The organism is Frondihabitans peucedani (assembly GCF_039537585.1).
Taxonomy (GTDB): Bacteria; Actinomycetota; Actinomycetes; order Actinomycetales; family Microbacteriaceae; genus Frondihabitans; species Frondihabitans peucedani.
The window spans coordinates 890213-905882 of record NZ_BAABAU010000001.1; the positions used below are offsets into that span (position 1 = coordinate 890213).

Below are 15670 nucleotides of genomic sequence, written 5' to 3' on the forward strand. Positions count from 1 at the left end.
TGGAGAGATCGGCAGCAGCGCAGCCTGTGGACAGCGAGGTGGCGCCGCAGGACGGCAGCGGCACCGCGCCGCGGACAGGTGGGGGCGCCGGCGTGACCCGCCGGAGCGGGAGGGAAGGGCTGAGCTACCCGCGCAACCGCTGACACCTCGGGCAGAAGTGACTCCCGCGGTTCATGAAGCTCACGCGCTCGATGAGGGTGCCGCAGCGCGGGCACGGCCTGCCCTGCTGCCCGTACGCGTTGAGGCTGTGCGAGAAGTAGCCCGACTGCCCGTTCACGTTGACGTACTGCTGGTCGAAGCTCGTGCCGCCCTCGCCGAGCGCCTTCAGGAGCACGGCCCGGATCTCGACGAGCAGGAGCGCGGCCTTCCGACGGCTGAGCGACGACGACGGCTGGTCGAAGTGGAGCTTCGAGGCCCAGAGCGACTCGTCGGCGTAGATGTTGCCGATGCCGGAGATCAGCTCCTGGTCGAGCAGAGCCCGCTTGATGCCGGAGCGGCGTGCCGCGAGCCTGGAGAAGAAGAGCGCCTCGTCGAAGGCGGGATCGAGCGGGTCGCGCGCGATGTGGGCGACCTGGTGCGGGATCGACAGAGCCCAGGCGGGCGGGCGACCCCCGGGGCCGCCGGGCCCGGCATCGACGCGCGCAGGATCGACGAGCGCAGGATCACCAGGCTCCGAGTGGCCGAGGAGCCCCGCTCCCGAGAACCCGGCCTCGGCCCCGTCGGCGGTCGGCTCGGTGACGTCGAGCGCCATCGACCCGAAGATGCGCTGGTCGACGAAGGCCAGCCGCACGTCGCCGTGGTCGGGGTGGACCAGGTCGAGTCGGATGCGGAGCAGCCGGTCGTCGGGCTGCTCGCGGTCGCGGAGCAGGACCTGCCCGCTCATCCCGAGGTGGGCGACGAGCGCGAGCGACCGGTCGCCCGGCGCGACGCGCTCGGGCACGAACGGGAACCAGAGGAACTTGCCGCGCCGGACGGCCGAAAGCAGGGTCGCTCCGGTGAGGCGGTCGACGAAGTCCTCCGCGGGGCCGTCGTGTCGACGGAGCGACCGCGGCTCGAGGATCGCCACGTGAGAGACGACGGCGCCGGTGACCGCAGGATGCAGACCCGCGCGGACGACCTCGACCTCGGGGAGCTCGGGCACCTAGCGCTGCTCGGCGGCGGGAGCGTCGGCGCCGGAAGCATCAGGAGCGGCAGGAGCGTCAGGAGCGGCGGCGGGCGGAGCCGCAGCCTCGGCCGTCAGCCTGGTCCACGCCTCGAGGGCCGCTGCCATCTCGGCCATCTTCTTGCTGCTGCCGATGCCGGTGGCGATGTCGTCGCGGCCGAGCCGGACGATGGCGTGGAACCGCTTGTCGTGGTCGGGCCCGGAGTCGCTGACGACGTAGGTCGGCATGCCTCGGCCCTGGGCGCTCGAGAGCTCCTGGAGGCTCGTCTTCGGGTCCATCGCGGCGCCGAACCGGTCGGGGTCGTTGAGGAGGGGCTCGATGAGGCGCATGACGAGGCCGGTGGCGGCCGCCTGACCCGCATCGAGGAACGTCGCGCCGATGATGGCCTCGACGGTGTCGGCGAGGATGGAGTGCTTGTCTCGCCCGCCGGTCAGCTCTTCGCCGCGACCGAGGCGGATGTAGCGGCCGAGGCCGATGTGCCGGGCGATCTCGGCGAGGGCGACCGTGCTGACGAGGCTCGCCCGGCGCTTGGCCAGGTCGCCCTCGTCGAGGTCGGGGTTCTCGCGGAAGAGCATGACCGTCACGGCCTGCCCCAGGATCGAGTCGCCGAGGAACTCGAGGCGCTCGTTGTTGCCGATGCCGCCGTGCTCGTAGGCGAACGAGCGGTGCGTCAGCGCGAGCTCGAGGAGCTCGGGCGTGACGTCGACATCGAGGTAGGAGACGAGATCAGCCCGGTCAGAAACGGGTTCTGACGCGGGCTGACTCATGATGCATAGACCTTACTGCGCACGAATGCTACTGATACCGAACGGGACGCGAAGCGCCCCCCTTCAGCCGCGTGACTCGCTTGCGAGTCGCGCTTGCAGCGGCACTAGACGTCGGCGACCTTGCGGCCCTTGTACTCCATGTACAGGGCGGTGCCGGCGGAGTCCTCGACGACCTTGGCGCGGTGGGGAAGGCTGTAGACGGTCTTGCCACCCTCGATGCTCTTGACGAGCGTGACGGGCGTGGCCTTCCACTGCGAACGGCGAGCGTGCGTGTTGGAGCGCGACTGCTTCCTCTTGGGAACGGCCATGACTATCTCATTTCTGTGTTGTCTGGATTGTGGAGCTGCGCAGGCCGGATGGCCTGGCTCAATCGGTGGGCTTGGTGTCCGTCTCGCCGACCCGGTCGTTGTCGGACACAAGCTGGCTCAGCGCCGACCAGCGCGGGTCGATCACTTCACGGGGCTGGTAGTCGTCCAGATCTTCGATGCGCTCGCCCGTTTCGGGGTCGAGACCAGGGCAATCTGGCCGGCAGACCGGTTGGAAGGGCAGCGAGAGAACCACTGCATCTCTGACAACCGGTTCAAGATCCACGTGATCGTCTTGAACCTGGTAGTCGAAAGCTTCGTCGATAGAGTACGCGAAAACCTCGGCGAAATCGACTTCGACACTCTCGGTGATGGGTTTGAGGCAGCGGCTGCACTCGCCCGCGGCCTCGGCCGAGACGTGCGCGGAGACGAGCAGCCCGTCATGCAGGCTCTCGATGCGGAGGTCGATGCCGATCGGTGCACCCTCCTGGACGGCGACGAGGCCCTCCCCGAGCTTGGCGGGGGCAGCGACCTCGAGCACGCTCTCGCGCATCTCGCCGGGACGGTGCATCAGATCGAACACGGGGACCGTGTAGGGGGTCTTTTCGAAGTGAGGCACGAGCGACGAGTTTACGCCTCCGCGGGGCGTCGTGGGCGACCGTCGGCGAAGAGGCTCCGGGGGGCGAGTGCGGCCGTGATCCTGCGCGCGGGTCGGCTCTCGGCCCGGAGGCCCCGGATCACCTCGCGGGCGCTCGTCTGCACGGCGTCTTCTGCGGGCAGGCCGCCGAACCGCTCGCGCTCGGTCGCCGCCAGGAGTTCGCTGAGAGCACTCGCGCCGGCCGCGTCGACGTGCCGCGCGAGGAGGCCTGCCGTCAGCTGCGGCGTCGCACCCGTGTCGACCGGGATGCCGAGGTCGCGCGCGGTGTCGACGACCTCGCGCCAGGCCCAGAGAGCCGTGTCGGGGGGATCCTGCCCCAGCCTCCTCCTCCGTCTCGAGGCCCGGAGCCCCGCCGGCAGGAGCGCCAGGATCACGAGGAGGCCCGCTCCGACGAGCGCCACCGGCAGCCCGGAGACCCCGCCCGACGAGGTGCCGGCCGACGCGGCGGCAGACGAGGCCACCGAGGTGGGCGTCGCCGCGGTCGGCGTCGGTGCCGCGCGGGTGGCCTGGGGCTGGTCGGTCGCCGAGGGCGACGTCGTGGGGGCGGCGGACGGCGAGGCCTCCGTGCCGGTCTGCTGGAGGTAGCTCGACGTCGTGCCCTGCCCGACCGTCGGCTCGAAGGGGACCCAGCCGAGCCCCTGGAAGTACAGCTCGGGCCAGGTGTGGAGGTCGTTGCTCGTGACGGTCCAGCTGTTGGTCGAGCCCTCCTGGGTCCCCGGGAGGAACCCGACCGCGATCCTCGACGGGATGCCCAGGGTGCGCGCCATGACCGCCATGGCCGAGGCGAAGTGGACGCAGTACCCGCTCTTCCGCTGGAGGAACGTCTCGACCATGTCGAGCCCGGAGCCGTCGTAGCCCTCCTGCACCGGGGTCTCCTCGGAGTACGAGAAGTCGCCGTTCCGGAAGTACTCCTGGAGGTCGACGGCCGCGTCGAACGGGTTCGCGGCGCCCGCCGTGACCTTCTTCGCGAGACGCGTGATCGAGGCGGGGACGCCGGAGACGCTCTGGTAGGCGTCGAGCGACGCGGGCGTCTGGGCGAGCGACCGGATGATCTGCTGGCGGGTCGGATCGACGGGCTTCGAGGTGACGCGGTAGTCGAGGCCCTGCGAGCCCTCGGACGTGCTGCGGACGGTCACTCCCGACGAGTCGACGTACTTCCACTTGGAGTCGATGCCCGTGATGGCCGTCGGCGGCACCGGGATCGGCAGGTACGGGCTCCTCAGGAGGTTGACGCTGACGTCGGTGGTGACCGTGTCTCGCCGGGTGGACTTCGCGATGCCCGGGGCCGCCGGCAGCGCGTCGACGGTGTTCTTCGCGTCGAGCCGCACCGAGGCCGGGCTCCAGCGCGTGCCGGAGAAGTCGACCAGGTCGACGAGCTTCAGGTACTGCCCCTCCGAGGACGAGGTCGTGTAGTTCAGGACGGTGACGGGCGTGCCTCGGCGGAGGTCGTTGCCGAGGTTGATGACCGGGTTGACGCCGGTCGAGATGCCGGTTCCGGTGCCGAGGTTCGCCAGCGGCGACGCGATCGAGACCGGCAGGAGGCTCGTCACGATGCCGGCCACCGCGACGGCGACGACGCCGGTCACGATGCTCCCCCGCGACGGCCTCCGACCCGTCGACACGACGAGGACGGCGACGTAGCCGAGGACCGTGAGCACCACCCAGACCCAGCTGGGATCGACGTCGGGGACGAACGACGGCACCACGAGGACGACGGCGAAGACGACACCGGTGAGCCCCGGCATCCTGCTCACCCGCGAGAGGAGGTCGACGAGGAGTGCGGCCGCCGCGACCGACACCACGATGACCCCGAGCATGGCGTCGCCCACCGGCACCGGTGCCTGCTGGCTCACGATCGCGTCGCGGGCCTGATCGGTGAGGAGCCGGACCCGGTCGATCGTGTCGGCGGTGGGGATCACCCCGAGGAGAGCGGTGCCGCCCGAGACGAACGCGGTCGTGCCGAGCGCGCCGACGACCAGCCCCGCAGCCGACGCAGCGACCGAGGGCCAGTGCGCCGCCCGCGCCGCCGCGGCGGCGGCCAGCACGAGGCCGGCGACGACGGCTGCGGCGAACCACCAGCCTCCGCCCTGGAACAGCGGGTGGAGGCTGCCGATCGCCGCGACGAGCGTGAGCCAGAGGAGCCCGGTCTGGAGCCAGCGGGCGTTGCCGGCGGAGAAGCGGCCGTCGTCGTCCTCGAGCGTGGAGGACTCGCGGGTGGACGGCGGACGCACGTCGGCCGGCGGCCGGAGGTCAACCACCGAGCACCCCGTCCATGAGGAGCACCCTGGCGCGGTCGGCCGAGGAGTCGCTCTCGATGACGCGCCAGCCCGACTGGCGGAGGGCTGCGGCGACCTCGCGGGGCGAGTCTCGGGCGACGTCGTCGGGGGTGAGCGGGTCGGTGTCGAGGTGCACGACGATCGCCACTCCCCCGACACCCGGGCCCCGGGAGCGCCCGAGCTCGTCGAGCTCCGCGGGCGCGAGACTCGACACGAGGGCGATCACCGGTTCGCGCGGCGTGGGCTCGGGGCTCCGCTCGTCGACCACGTCGTCGAGGGCGATGTCGGAGAGGAGCTCGAGGAACAGCGGCGTCGTCGACGGGTCGTGGAGGGCGATCGTGTCGCCCTCGAGGCTCGTGACGCGCGTCTGCGATCCGGCGAGGCCGTACTCGATCGCGATCGAGGCCGCCATCGAGACCGCCCACTCGAAGCCGTCGCTGACCGGCAGGCCGGAACCGAGCGCAGGATGCGCGTCGCGCCAGTTCGCGCGGGTCACGGGCAGCACCACCCGCGCGCTGGGGAGACCGTGCTGCTCCTCCTGCCGCACCATCAGCTCGCCCTGGCGGGCCGTCGCACGCCAGTGGACGCGGCGCATGGCGTCGCCCTGCCGGTACTCGCGGGTGATCGGGTCGTCCTGGCCGCCGGCGAGGCTGTGGTCGCGGCGCTGACGGGCACCGTCGCCGAGGGAGCGGGACTCCCGGCCGTGGCCGACCGCGACGACCTCGGGGAAGACGACGAGCTCGCTGCGCCCCTCGATCTGGACGCTCCGACGCGCGAGGCCGAACGACTCGACGACGTCGACGCGCGCGGGGCCGATCCGGTGTCTCCCGCGCGGCAGGTCGTCGTGGTCGAAGACGACGCGCGCGCCGCCTCCGGGCGGGATGGTGGCGACGACGGCCTCGTCGTCGGCCATGACGCGCCAGGCCACGGTCTCGCGGACCCGGACGGCGACGGGGCTCGACGACGCGGGGGCGCTGATCACGAGCGACTCGACGACCGACCAGCCGGCGACCGCTCGGTCGGGCGAGAAGCGCCGGGCGATGGTCAGGGCGGGGACCCGGATGCCGACGGCGACGACGGAGGCCGCGACGAGCACGACGAGGGCCACGCCGGCGAAGACGAGCGGCAGGGAGGTGAGGAGGTAGCCGGTCACGGCGACGATCACCCCCGCGGCGGCGGCGGCCACGCCGCGGCGGGTCGGGCGCGGCCACCGCTGCAGCGCCCGGGTGAGAGCGGGAGGCACGGTCAGCGGACGGACTCGTCGAGCGGCACGGGGGTGGCAGCGACCACCGACTCGACGATGTCGTAGGCGGCCGAGACGGCGCCGGCGCCGCTCCGGCCGGCCAGGATCAGACGGTGGCCGAGGACCGGCCCGCTCAGGGCGTCGACGTCGTCGGGGATGACGAAGCGGCGGCCGTTGAGCGCCGCCCACGACTTCGCAGCCCGCATCAGCTGGAGGGTGGCCCGGGGGCTCGCTCCGAGACGCAGGTCGGGGTGGACCCGCGTGGCCTGGACGATGTCGACGGCGTAGCGCTCGACGACCGACGCGACGTAGATGCCGCGGACGGCCGCGATCATGCGGCGGAGCTCCGAGACGGACACCAGCGGTTCGAGGCGGTCGAGAGGGCTCTGGGTCTCGCGCTGGCGGAGCATCCTGAGCTCGCTCTCGGCGTCGGGGTAGCCGAGGGAGATGCGCGCCATGAAGCGGTCGCGCTGGGCCTCGGGCAGCGAGTAGGTGCCCTCCATCTCGACCGGGTTCTGGGTCGCGACGACGAGGAACGGGTCGGGCAGCGGGTGCGAGAAGCCGTCGACGGTGACCTGGCGCTCCTCGAGGCTCTCGAGGAGGGCCGACTGCGTCTTCGGCGACGCGCGGTTGATCTCGTCGCCGATCACGATGTTGGCGAAGACGGGCCCGGGCTTGAACTCGAACTCGTTCGACTGGCGGTCGAAGATCGAGACGCCGGTGATGTCGCTCGGCAGGAGGTCGGGCGTGAACTGGATGCGGCTGACGGAGGCGCCGAACGCCTTCGCGAGGGCCCTCGCGAGCTGCGTCTTGCCGACGCCCGGGACGTCTTCGATCAGGAGGTGGCCCTCGGCCAGGAGGACGGTCAGCGCGGTCGAGATCGCTCCGGGCTTGCCGTCGATCACGGTGGCGACCGCCTCGAGCACGCGCCGGGCGTGCTGCTGGACCTCGGCCAGCTCCATGGGTGCCAGGCCGGTGCTGGTGGTCTCTGTCGTCGTCGTCATCGTGACTCGGTGTTCGCTGCGGACGCGTGCGGCGCTTGGTCGGAGGTGCGGTCGTGGGGGCTCTGACGCCTCTGGCGCAGATAGTCGGCGACCTCGCGCGGCACGTACGGGTCGACGTCGCCGCCGAGCCCGGCCACCTGGCGGACCAGCGAGCTCGAGACGAGTGCGTGGGCGGGGTCGGGCAGGAGGAACACCGTCTCGACGCCCGCGAGGCTGCGGTTCATGATGGCCATCGGCGTCTCGTACGCCACGTCGACCTGCGAGCGGATGCCCTTGACCAGGACGCTCGCTCCGACCCGCGTGCAGTAGTCGACGAGGAGCCCCTCGCTCCAGCTCGTCACCACGACGTTGTCGAGCGGCTTCGCCTGGTCGACCTCGGCATCGGCGACGGCGTGCTCGATGAACTCGACCCGCTGCTCGACGGGGATGAGGGCCGTCTTGCCGGGGTTGTGGACGACGAGCACGTGGAGCTCGTCGAACAGGCCGGCGGCCCGGACGATGACGTCGAGATGCCCGAGAGTCACCGGGTCGAACGACCCGGGGACGACGGCGATCGTGCTCATTTTCACACCCTACTTCGGAACGGTGACCGGCTGCTGAACGAACGGGGCGCAGAGGCCGACAGCCGTCGCCCGTGGTCTCGCGGGCGTCGCCCGGGATCAGTTCTTGGCCAGGAAGGTCCGGCTCGCCTCGTCGAGCCGCCGGTCGAGGGCTGCCGCGAGCGCGGGGTGCGATTCGAGCGCAGGATCGGCCTCGAGCACCTCGGCCGCGTGCTCCCGCGCGAGCGCGATGACGTCCCCGTCGTGCGCGACCCGCAGCAGCCGGAGCGACGAGCGCCCGCCCGACTGCACGCTGCCGAGCACGTCGCCCTCACGCCGGAGGTCGAGGTCGATCTGGGCCAGCTCGAAGCCGTCGGTCGTGGAGGCCACCGCGTCGACCCGCTGCCGGGCGAGCGAACCCTCCTCCGACGAGGTCACCAGGAGGCAGAGCCCCGGGTGCCCGCCTCGGCCGACCCGCCCTCGGAGCTGGTGCAGCTGCGACACGCCGAACCGCTCGGCGTCGAGGACCACCATCGTCGACGCGTTGGGCACGTCGACGCCCACCTCGATGACCGTGGTGGCGACCAGGACGTCGATCTCGCCGCGGGCGAACTCCTGCATCACGGCGTCCTTCTCGGCGGAGGGCATCCGCCCGTGCAGCGGCTCGATGCGGCGGCCGCCGAGGGCCGGGGCCGCGCGGAGGGAGGCGAGGACGTCTTCCACGCTCGCGATCGGGTGTGCCGCTGCGGCGCGCTCCCCGGACCCCTCCCCGTCGTCACCGGCAGCGCCCTCGGCCACGTCGTCGGGCGGATCGGCGGTCTCGACCGTGGCGGCGTCGATCGCCGGGCACACCACGAAGACCTGGCGTCCGCGGGCGATCTCCTCGGCGCTCCGCTCCCACACCCGGGAGATCCAGCCCGGGCGGTCGACGAGCGGCACGACGAACGACTCGATCGGCTGGCGCCCCTTCGGCAGCTCGGCGATGGTCGAGATGTCGAGGTCGCCGAAGACGGTCATGGCGACGGTGCGCGGGATCGGGGTCGCGGTCAGGACGAGCACGTGCGGCGGCACGGCGCCCTTCCGGCGGAGGGCCTCCCGCTGCTCCACCCCGAAGCGGTGCTGCTCGTCGACCACGATCAGGCCGAGGTCGTAGAACTCGACGTTGTCGCTGATGAGCGCGTGCGTGCCCACGACGATGTGCGCCTGCCCGCTCACGATGGCGAGGGTCGCGCGGCGACGCTCGGCGAGCGGCATCTGCCCGGTCAGGAGGACGGGACGGAGGCGGGCTGCGAGATCGGGGCCGAGAGTGCGGACGATCGAGCGGAGGTGCTGGGCCGCCAGGACCTCGGTCGGCGCGAGGAGGGCCGACTGCCCGCCGCTCTCGGCCACCGCGAGCATGGCCCGAAGGGCCACGAGCGTCTTGCCGGAGCCGACCTCGCCCTGCACGAGCCGGTTCATCGGGATGTCGGCCGCGAGGTCGCGCGCGATCTCGTCGCCGACGAGCGCCTGGTCGCCGGTCAGCGAGAACGGCAGATCGGCGTCGAACGTCTCGAGGAGGCCGCCCCGGCTGCTCCGCCTCGAGGTGGCCGCGGCGTGCCGCAGGGCCGCGCGCTGCTGGAGCAGCGCGGCCTGGAGCACGAAGGCCTCGTCGAACTTCAGGGTGTCGCGGGCCTGGAGGTGGTCGCGGTCGGTCTCGGGCCGGTGGATCTTCTCGAAGGCCTCGCGGAGCGGCATCAGCTGAAGCTCGCGCCGGACGCTCTCGGGCACCGAGTCGGGAAGCGGCGGCAGGGTGTCGAGGGCGACCTCGATCGACTTCGCCACCTGCCACGACGCGACCGACGCGCTGGCCGGGTAGATCGGGATCGGCTGCTTCGCCCACTTCTGCGCGGTCACGTCGCCGGCCTCGGCCGCGCGCTCGTCGCCGGCCTCGAACAGCTCGTAGTCGGGGTGCGCGAGCTGCCGGTTGCCGCGGTAGTCGCCGACCTTGCCGGCGAAGATGCCCCGCACGCCCGGTGCGAGGTCTTTCGCCCGCCAGGCCTGGTTGAAGAAGGTGAGCGTCAGGATGCCCTGGCCGTCGCTGATCCGGACCTCCAGGATCGAGCCCCGCCTCGCCCGCATCGTCCGCTCGCGCACATCGAGGATCTCGGCCACGATCGTCACGCTCTCGCCGATCGCCAGCTCGGACAGCGCCGTCAGCTCGCCCCGACGCGCGTAGCGCCTCGGGTAGTGGGTCAGCAGGTCGCCGACCGTCTCGTGGCCGAAGGCCCGCCTCAGCGCCTGCGCGGTGCGCCCGCCGAGGGCGTTCGTCAGCGTGGTGTCGAGGGGCGACAGGGCGGAGGTGACCACCAGGCAACGGTACCGGGCGCGACCGACAGTGGCCGCGTGATCCTGCGGGGCCCTCCGGCTGTCAGGATGGTGGGGTGACTCGCATCATCGCCGGATTCGCCGGCTCCACCGCGCTCGGCGTCCCGAAGTCGGGCACCCGCCCAACGAGCGACCGTGTCCGCGAGGCGCTGTTCTCGGCGCTCGAGGCGCGCGACGAGATCGCCGGGCTGCGGGTGGCCGACCTGTACGCCGGCACCGGGGCGCTCGGCCTCGAGGCCGCCTCCCGGGGCGCCTCGGCAGTGACCCTCGTCGAGCTCGGCGCGCAGGCCGCCCGCGTCTGCCGGAGCAACGCCGCGCTGGTGACGGCTCGGGCTCCGCGAGGCAGCGGGCCCAGGATCGACGTCGTGGCCGGCAGCGTCCGCTCGTACGTCTCCCACCTCGCCACGCGCTCCCTCGACGTCGTGTTCATCGACCCGCCGTACGAGCTCCCCGAAGACGAGCTGCGGCTCGACCTCGAGGCGCTGGAGCCCGGGCTCGACGCCGACGCGCTCGTCGTCGTCGAGAGGCGCGCCCGGAGCGGAGAGCCCGCGTGGCCCGCGGGCCTCGCGCTCGAGACGCGGAAGGCCTACGGCGACACCGTGCTCTGGTGGGCGCGGGCCGCTTCTGCCCCAGCGGAGTAGCCGCCGGGGCGCCGAACCCCGCTCCGGCTGTTCTAGCCGGCGGCGCCGCTCCAGCGCGCGTACGGGTCCCAGCCGGTCGCGTCCACGAGCTCGCGCCCGTCGAGCGTGACCCGGGCCGGCCCGCCGTCCGCGGCCGCGACGACGCCGATCGCGCGGAAGCCGCCGGGCAGCGTCGCGCCGGCCGGGAACGTCGCGAGGAGCGAGTGGTCCTCGCCGCCGGCGAGGGCGGCTCGTGGATCGGGGCCGAGCGCTCCCGCGTGTAGGTCGACGACGACGCCGGAGGCGCGGGCCACCCGGCCGGCGTCGAGGGCGAGGCCGTCCGAGAGGTCGAGCATGCTCGTGGCGCCGCCGAGGGCGGCCAGGACGCCGTCGGCGATCGGGGGCGTCGGCGCCAGGTGCCAGCCGACATCGGAGTCGCGGGCCCGGAGCTCGGCCGCGAGGGCGGCGTCGGGTGCGCCGGCATGGTCGACGCCGAGGGCGAAGAGGAGGTCGAGGCCGCGGCCCGACCTCCCGAGGGCGCCGGACACGGCCACGACGTCTCCCGCCCTGGCGCCGTCGCGCCGGACCGGGGCCCTGCCGCCCAGGTCGCCGAACGCGGTGATCGCGATCGTCGCGGTCGGCGAGACGGACATGTCTCCCCCGACGACCCCGCACCCGGGCGCCATCGCCTCGCAGCCCTCCCGGAGTCCGTCGGCGAACGCCTCGAGGAAGCCGACCTCGGTGTCGCCCGGCACGGCGAGAGCCACGACGAGGGCGGTGGGCTCAGCGCCCATGGCCGCGACATCCGACAGGTTGGAGGCGGCGGCCTTCCAGCCGAGGTCGTGCGGCGTCGACCAGGCGAGCCGGAAGTCGGGCCCGTGCACCATGAGGTCGGTCGTGACCACGAAGCGGCCGTCGGGCGCGGCCACCACGGCGGCGTCGTCGCCGGGGCCGACGAGGGTCGATGCGCCGTCCGGCAGACGGGGCAGGATGCGCGCCAGAGTCGCCAGCTCGCCCAGGCTCTCGACGGTGTCGCGCCGGCTCCGGGCGGTGTCGCGCCGGGTCCGGGCGGTGTCAGGCTCGGTCATGCCTCTCACGGTAGCGTGATGGCGATGTCCCGCCCGCCTCTCCGCCGCACCGCGATCGCACTCGCGCTCGTCGCCGTCGCACTGCCCCTCGCGGCCTGCACGTCGACGGTGGCGCTCGATCCTGCGCCCCGGGCCGACACCGTGGGCTGCGCGGACGTCGTGGTGCGGCTCCCCTCGACGCTCGAGTCGCTGTCACGACACGACACGAACGCGCAGGGCACCGGCGCGTGGGGCTCCCCCGCCTCGATCGTGCTCACCTGCGGAGTCACGACGCCGAGGGTGTCCGATCAGAACTGCTACCCCGTCGAGGGCGTCGACTGGCTGATCGACTACCGGGGCGACGAGGCCGTCTACACGACCTACGGCCGGAACCCGGGCGTGCAGGTGGTCGTCGACACGAAGGCCGTGCCCGCAGCCACCAACGTGCTCTTCGACCTGTCGTCGGCCGTCGGCACGCTGCCTCAGAACCGCACGTGTCAGGGCCCCTCCGACATCCCCGGGTCGCCGACGCCCACCGCCACGCCGGCCCCCTGACGGGCGCCTCCGCGGAGGTCGGGACGGCCGGAGTCAGCGAACGGTCTCGACGCCGAGCGCGATCAGCTCGTCGAGGAGCGCCGGGTAGCTGAGCCCGGAGGCGAGCCAGCACGCGGGGAACATCGAGATCGGCGTGAAGCCGGGCATCGTGTTCAGCTCGTTCACGACGAAGCCGTCAGCGGTCAGGAAGACGTCGACGCGTGCGAGCCCGGCACCGCCGATCGCCTCGAAGGCGCGGGCAGCCAGGTCTTGGAACTCGGCGAGCTCGGCATCGGTCAGGTCGGCCGGGCAGACGAGGTCGGCCCCGGGCGCCCCGAGGTACTTCGACTCGAAGTCGTAGAACTTGTCGGCGCCGAGCACGATCTCGCCGGCCACCGAGACGCGGGGCGCACCGCCGTCGCGGCCGCCGAGCACGGCCGCCTCGAGCTCGCGGCCCGTGACGGCCGCCTCGATCAGCACCTTCGAGTCCTCCGCCAGGGCGACCTGCATGGCCGCCTTCAGGTCGGACAGCGACGACGCCTTCGACACGCCGACGCTCGATCCTGCCCGGGCGGGCTTGACGAAGACCGGCCAGCCGAGCTCCTCGGCGTGCTCCTCGACGACGGCGCGGCGGTCGGCCCACTCGCGAGCGGTGACGGTCACCCAGGGAGCGACGGCGATGCCCGCGTGCTGGAGGACGGTCTTCGAGAAGTGCTTGTCCATGCCGACCGCCGAGGCCAGGATCCCGGCCCCGACGTAGGGCAGGCCGACCAGCTCGAGCAGGCCCTGGACCGTGCCGTCTTCCCCGCCCGGCCCGTGCAGGATCGGGAAGACCACGTCGATCTCGCCGAGAGACGACACGGTGCCCGCCTGGTCGACGACGGTCATCTCGCGGGTCGCTGCCGACTCGGGCCAGCGCACCCGGCTGCCGTTGTCGGTGACCTCGGGGAGCTTCTCGGGGTCGAGGGCGAAGTGCGCCGCGTCGTCGGGCTGGAGGGTGAACGCGCCCTCCCGGGTGATGCCGACCGGGACGACGTCGTACTTGTCGCGATCGAGGGCCGCGAGGACGCCGCCGGCGGTGGCGCAGCTGATGGAGTGCTCGCTCGAGCGGCCTCCGAAGAGGAGGACGACGCGGAGGCGTGCGGGTGCGGGGGAATCGGTCACGAGGGGCGCCTTTCGACAGGAGCGTCGAGAACTACTCGCCCTGCGGCTCGTCGGTCTCGGTGAGGTGCGGCGCGATGTCGCGCGGATCCAGCGTACCGGCGAGCACCTCGGCGACCTGCTGCACGATGGGCATGTCGACCCCGCGCGACTTCGCCAGCTCGAGGATCGGCGCCACCGACGCCAGCCCCTCGGCGGTCTGGTTCATCTGCCGGACAACGTCGTCGAAGCGGTAGCCCTGCCCGAGGAGGCGGCCGGCCGTGTTGTTGCGCGACAGCGGCGACTGGCAGGTGGCGATGAGGTCGCCGAGCCCGGCGAGGCCCGCGAGCGTCTCGGGCTTCGCGCCGAACGACACCGCGAAGCTCGTCATCTCGGCGAGGCCGCGGGTGAGGATCGAGGCCTTCGTGTTCTCGCCGTAGCCGACGCCGTCGACGATGCCGATGGCGACCGCGATGAGGTTCTTCAGGACCCCGCCGAACTCGGTGCCGATGACGTCGGTGTTGACGAAGGAGCGGAAGTACGGGTTCGTGGCCGTGGCCGCGACGAGCGTCGCGGTCTCGAGGCTCTCGGACGACACCACGGCCGCGGTGGGCTGGCGCTTCGCGATCTCGAGGGCGAGGTTCGGCCCGGAGGCCACCGCGACGAGCGCCGGGTCGATGCCGAGCTCCTGGACGATGACCTCGCTCATCCGGAGGCCGGTGCCCTTCTCGACGCCCTTCATGAGAGAGACCACCGGGACGCCGGCGGGCAGGATCGGACGCAGGTCGGCCAGGTTCTGCCGGAGCGTCTGGCTCGGGACCGACACGTAGATCTGCTCGGCACCGTCGAGCACCTGCTCGATGCGCGACGACGAGGTGAGCGAGATCGGCAGGTTGATGCCGGGCAGGTAGTCGCTGTTGCGGTGGGTCTCGGTGACCTCGCGGGCGATCTCGGGGCGCCGCGCCCAGAGGGAGACGTCGGCCCCGCCCTCGGCCAGCACCTTGGCGAACGTGGTGCCCCAGCTGCCGGCGCCGAGGACCGCGACGCGGCGCTCGAGCGAGGCCGCCTGGACGATGGTGATCGCCTCGGTGGTGACCGACCCGCGGCCGAGGCGCTCGAGGAGCCCGGCGATGCCGGAGGCTCTCGCGGCCTTGGCGGTGCCGTCGCCGGTGGGAGCGGGTTCGCGACTACTTCTCTTGCTCAAAACGGCCGATCTCGGTCTGGTTGTGCTGCGCGGGGTCGTACCGGACGGCGGGGGGCGTGCCTCCGCGGATGCCGACGAGGAGCTCGGTGATGGAGGCCATGACGAGCTCGGTGGCCTCGTTGAGGGTGTGGTTGTCGAGGTGGCGGCCGCGGTAGGCCGAGAGGTCGACGGGGTCGCCGATGACGAGGGTGAGGTGCGTGCGCGGGAAGAAGCGGATGCCCTTCGAGTAGCGGCCCATGATGCGGTCGGCACCCCAGTGCGCCATCGGGATGAGCGGCACGCCGGCCTCGATCGCGAGCCGCACGGCACCGCTCTTGCCGCGCATCGGCCAGAGGTCGGGCTCGCGCGTCAGGCTGCCCTCGGGGTAGACGATCACGCCCTCGCCGCGCTCGACGGCCCGGCGGCCGGCCGCGACGGGGTCGGAGCCCCGGGTGCGGCCGGTCCGGTCGACCGGCACCTGCCCGGTCGAGCGCATGACCCAGCCGAGGAACGGCACCTTCCAGAGCGACGACTTCGCCAGGAAGCGCGGCACGCGGCCGAGCCGCCAGACGGTGAAGCCGACGATCAGCGGGTCGTAGTTGCTGAAGTGGTTCGGCGACAGGACGAAGCCGCCCGTCTTCGGCAGCTTCTCGCCGCCGCGGACGTCGTAGCGGGCCTGGAGCACCAGGAGCGGGAAGACGAGCCGACCGAAGAAGCCGAACACGGCGTTGGGCTCCCGGGGCCGGTTCTTCGACGGCGGGAGCGGAGCGTCGGGGTCAGTCACGGTGCGTGGTCGTCGTCGACGTG

Annotated in this window: 15 protein-coding genes; 2 read left to right on the plus strand and 13 right to left on the minus strand. The window is 72.6% G+C overall.

Annotated elements, in window-relative coordinates; genetic code table 11:
* Positions 1 to 124: 124 nt before the first annotated feature.
* From ABD733_RS04195 to ABD733_RS04235, 9 genes are all read right to left on the minus strand, one after another.
* A complete protein-coding gene (locus tag ABD733_RS04195; RefSeq protein WP_344793770.1) occupies positions 125 to 1141 on the minus strand; it encodes an Fpg/Nei family DNA glycosylase in 1017 nt (338 codons plus the stop codon).
* Positions 1142 to 1930: a ribonuclease III gene (rnc, locus tag ABD733_RS04200; protein ID WP_344793771.1), complete on the minus strand. Its 789-nt coding sequence runs from the start codon at positions 1928 to 1930 to the stop codon at positions 1142 to 1144.
* A gap of 104 nt (positions 1931 to 2034) precedes the next feature.
* Positions 2035 to 2238 (minus strand): 50S ribosomal protein L32, encoded by a 204-nt coding sequence (gene rpmF, locus ABD733_RS04205; protein WP_119868889.1) that lies wholly within the window; start codon positions 2236 to 2238, stop codon positions 2035 to 2037.
* Between the two features lie 58 nt (positions 2239 to 2296).
* Positions 2297 to 2818, minus strand: coding sequence for a YceD family protein (locus ABD733_RS04210; protein WP_344793772.1), 522 nt, complete (start codon positions 2816 to 2818; stop codon positions 2297 to 2299).
* A gap of 47 nt (positions 2819 to 2865) precedes the next feature.
* Positions 2866 to 5151, minus strand: coding sequence for a transglutaminase TgpA family protein (locus tag ABD733_RS04215; protein WP_344793773.1), 2286 nt, complete (start codon positions 5149 to 5151; stop codon positions 2866 to 2868).
* Positions 5144 to 6412, minus strand: coding sequence for a DUF58 domain-containing protein (locus ABD733_RS04220; RefSeq protein ID WP_344793774.1), 1269 nt, complete (start codon positions 6410 to 6412; stop codon positions 5144 to 5146). The genes ABD733_RS04215 and ABD733_RS04220 overlap by 8 nt, the downstream gene beginning before the upstream one ends.
* A gap of 2 nt (positions 6413 to 6414) precedes the next feature.
* Positions 6415 to 7416, minus strand: a complete 1002-nt coding sequence (locus ABD733_RS04225; protein ID WP_425552857.1) for an AAA family ATPase — start codon at positions 7414 to 7416, stop codon at positions 6415 to 6417.
* Positions 7413 to 7979 (minus strand): pantetheine-phosphate adenylyltransferase, encoded by a 567-nt coding sequence (coaD, locus tag ABD733_RS04230; RefSeq protein ID WP_344793775.1) that lies wholly within the window; start codon positions 7977 to 7979, stop codon positions 7413 to 7415. Before coaD ends, ABD733_RS04225 begins: the two co-directional genes overlap by 4 nt.
* Positions 7980 to 8075: 96 nt before the next feature.
* Positions 8076 to 10286, minus strand: coding sequence for an ATP-dependent DNA helicase RecG (locus ABD733_RS04235; protein WP_425552890.1), 2211 nt, complete (start codon positions 10284 to 10286; stop codon positions 8076 to 8078).
* An 89-nt stretch (positions 10287 to 10375) separates the two neighbouring features.
* Between ABD733_RS04235 and ABD733_RS04240 the strand changes: the two genes are divergently transcribed.
* Positions 10376 to 10960 carry an RsmD family RNA methyltransferase gene (locus ABD733_RS04240; protein WP_344793777.1) on the plus strand — a complete coding sequence of 195 codons (585 nt, stop codon included), beginning with the start codon at positions 10376 to 10378 and terminating at the stop codon, positions 10958 to 10960.
* Positions 10961 to 10992: 32 nt separating this feature from the next.
* Here ABD733_RS04240 and thiL read toward each other — a convergent pair whose 3' ends face one another.
* Positions 10993 to 12027: a thiamine-phosphate kinase gene (thiL, locus tag ABD733_RS04245; RefSeq protein ID WP_344793778.1), complete on the minus strand. Its 1035-nt coding sequence runs from the start codon at positions 12025 to 12027 to the stop codon at positions 10993 to 10995.
* 24 nt (positions 12028 to 12051) lie between these two features.
* Here thiL and ABD733_RS04250 point away from each other — a divergent pair, with 24 nt between their 5' ends.
* Entirely contained in the window at positions 12052 to 12561 is a 510-nt protein-coding gene (locus tag ABD733_RS04250; protein WP_344793779.1) for a DUF3515 family protein, read from the plus strand.
* 33 nt (positions 12562 to 12594) lie between these two features.
* Here the strand turns inward: ABD733_RS04250 and ABD733_RS04255 are convergent, their stop codons facing one another.
* From ABD733_RS04255 to ABD733_RS04265, 3 genes are all read right to left on the minus strand, one after another.
* Positions 12595 to 13704: a D-alanine--D-alanine ligase family protein gene (locus tag ABD733_RS04255; protein ID WP_344793780.1), complete on the minus strand. Its 1110-nt coding sequence runs from the start codon at positions 13702 to 13704 to the stop codon at positions 12595 to 12597.
* 31 nt (positions 13705 to 13735) lie between these two features.
* Entirely contained in the window at positions 13736 to 14755 is a 1020-nt protein-coding gene (locus ABD733_RS04260) for an NAD(P)H-dependent glycerol-3-phosphate dehydrogenase (RefSeq protein WP_344796003.1), read from the minus strand.
* 112 nt (positions 14756 to 14867) lie between these two features.
* Positions 14868 to 15647: a lysophospholipid acyltransferase family protein gene (locus tag ABD733_RS04265; RefSeq protein WP_344793781.1), complete on the minus strand. Its 780-nt coding sequence runs from the start codon at positions 15645 to 15647 to the stop codon at positions 14868 to 14870.
* Positions 15648 to 15670 lie beyond the last annotated feature (23 nt).

Coding starts and splice junctions, on each gene's coding strand:
- rpmF (WP_119868889.1), bottom strand. CDS start 2,238: ATGGCCGTTCCCAAGAGGAAGCAGTCGCGCTCCAACACGCACGCTCGC.
- ABD733_RS04225 (WP_425552857.1), bottom strand. CDS start 7,416: ATGACGACGACGACAGAGACCACCAGCACCGGCCTGGCACCCATGGAG.
- coaD (WP_344793775.1), bottom strand. CDS start 7,979: ATGAGCACGATCGCCGTCGTCCCCGGGTCGTTCGACCCGGTGACTCTC.
- ABD733_RS04250 (WP_344793779.1), top strand. CDS start 12,052: ATGTCCCGCCCGCCTCTCCGCCGCACCGCGATCGCACTCGCGCTCGTC.
- thiL (WP_344793778.1), bottom strand. CDS start 12,027: ATGACCGAGCCTGACACCGCCCGGACCCGGCGCGACACCGCCCGGAGC.
- rnc (WP_344793771.1), bottom strand. CDS start 1,930: ATGAGTCAGCCCGCGTCAGAACCCGTTTCTGACCGGGCTGATCTCGTC.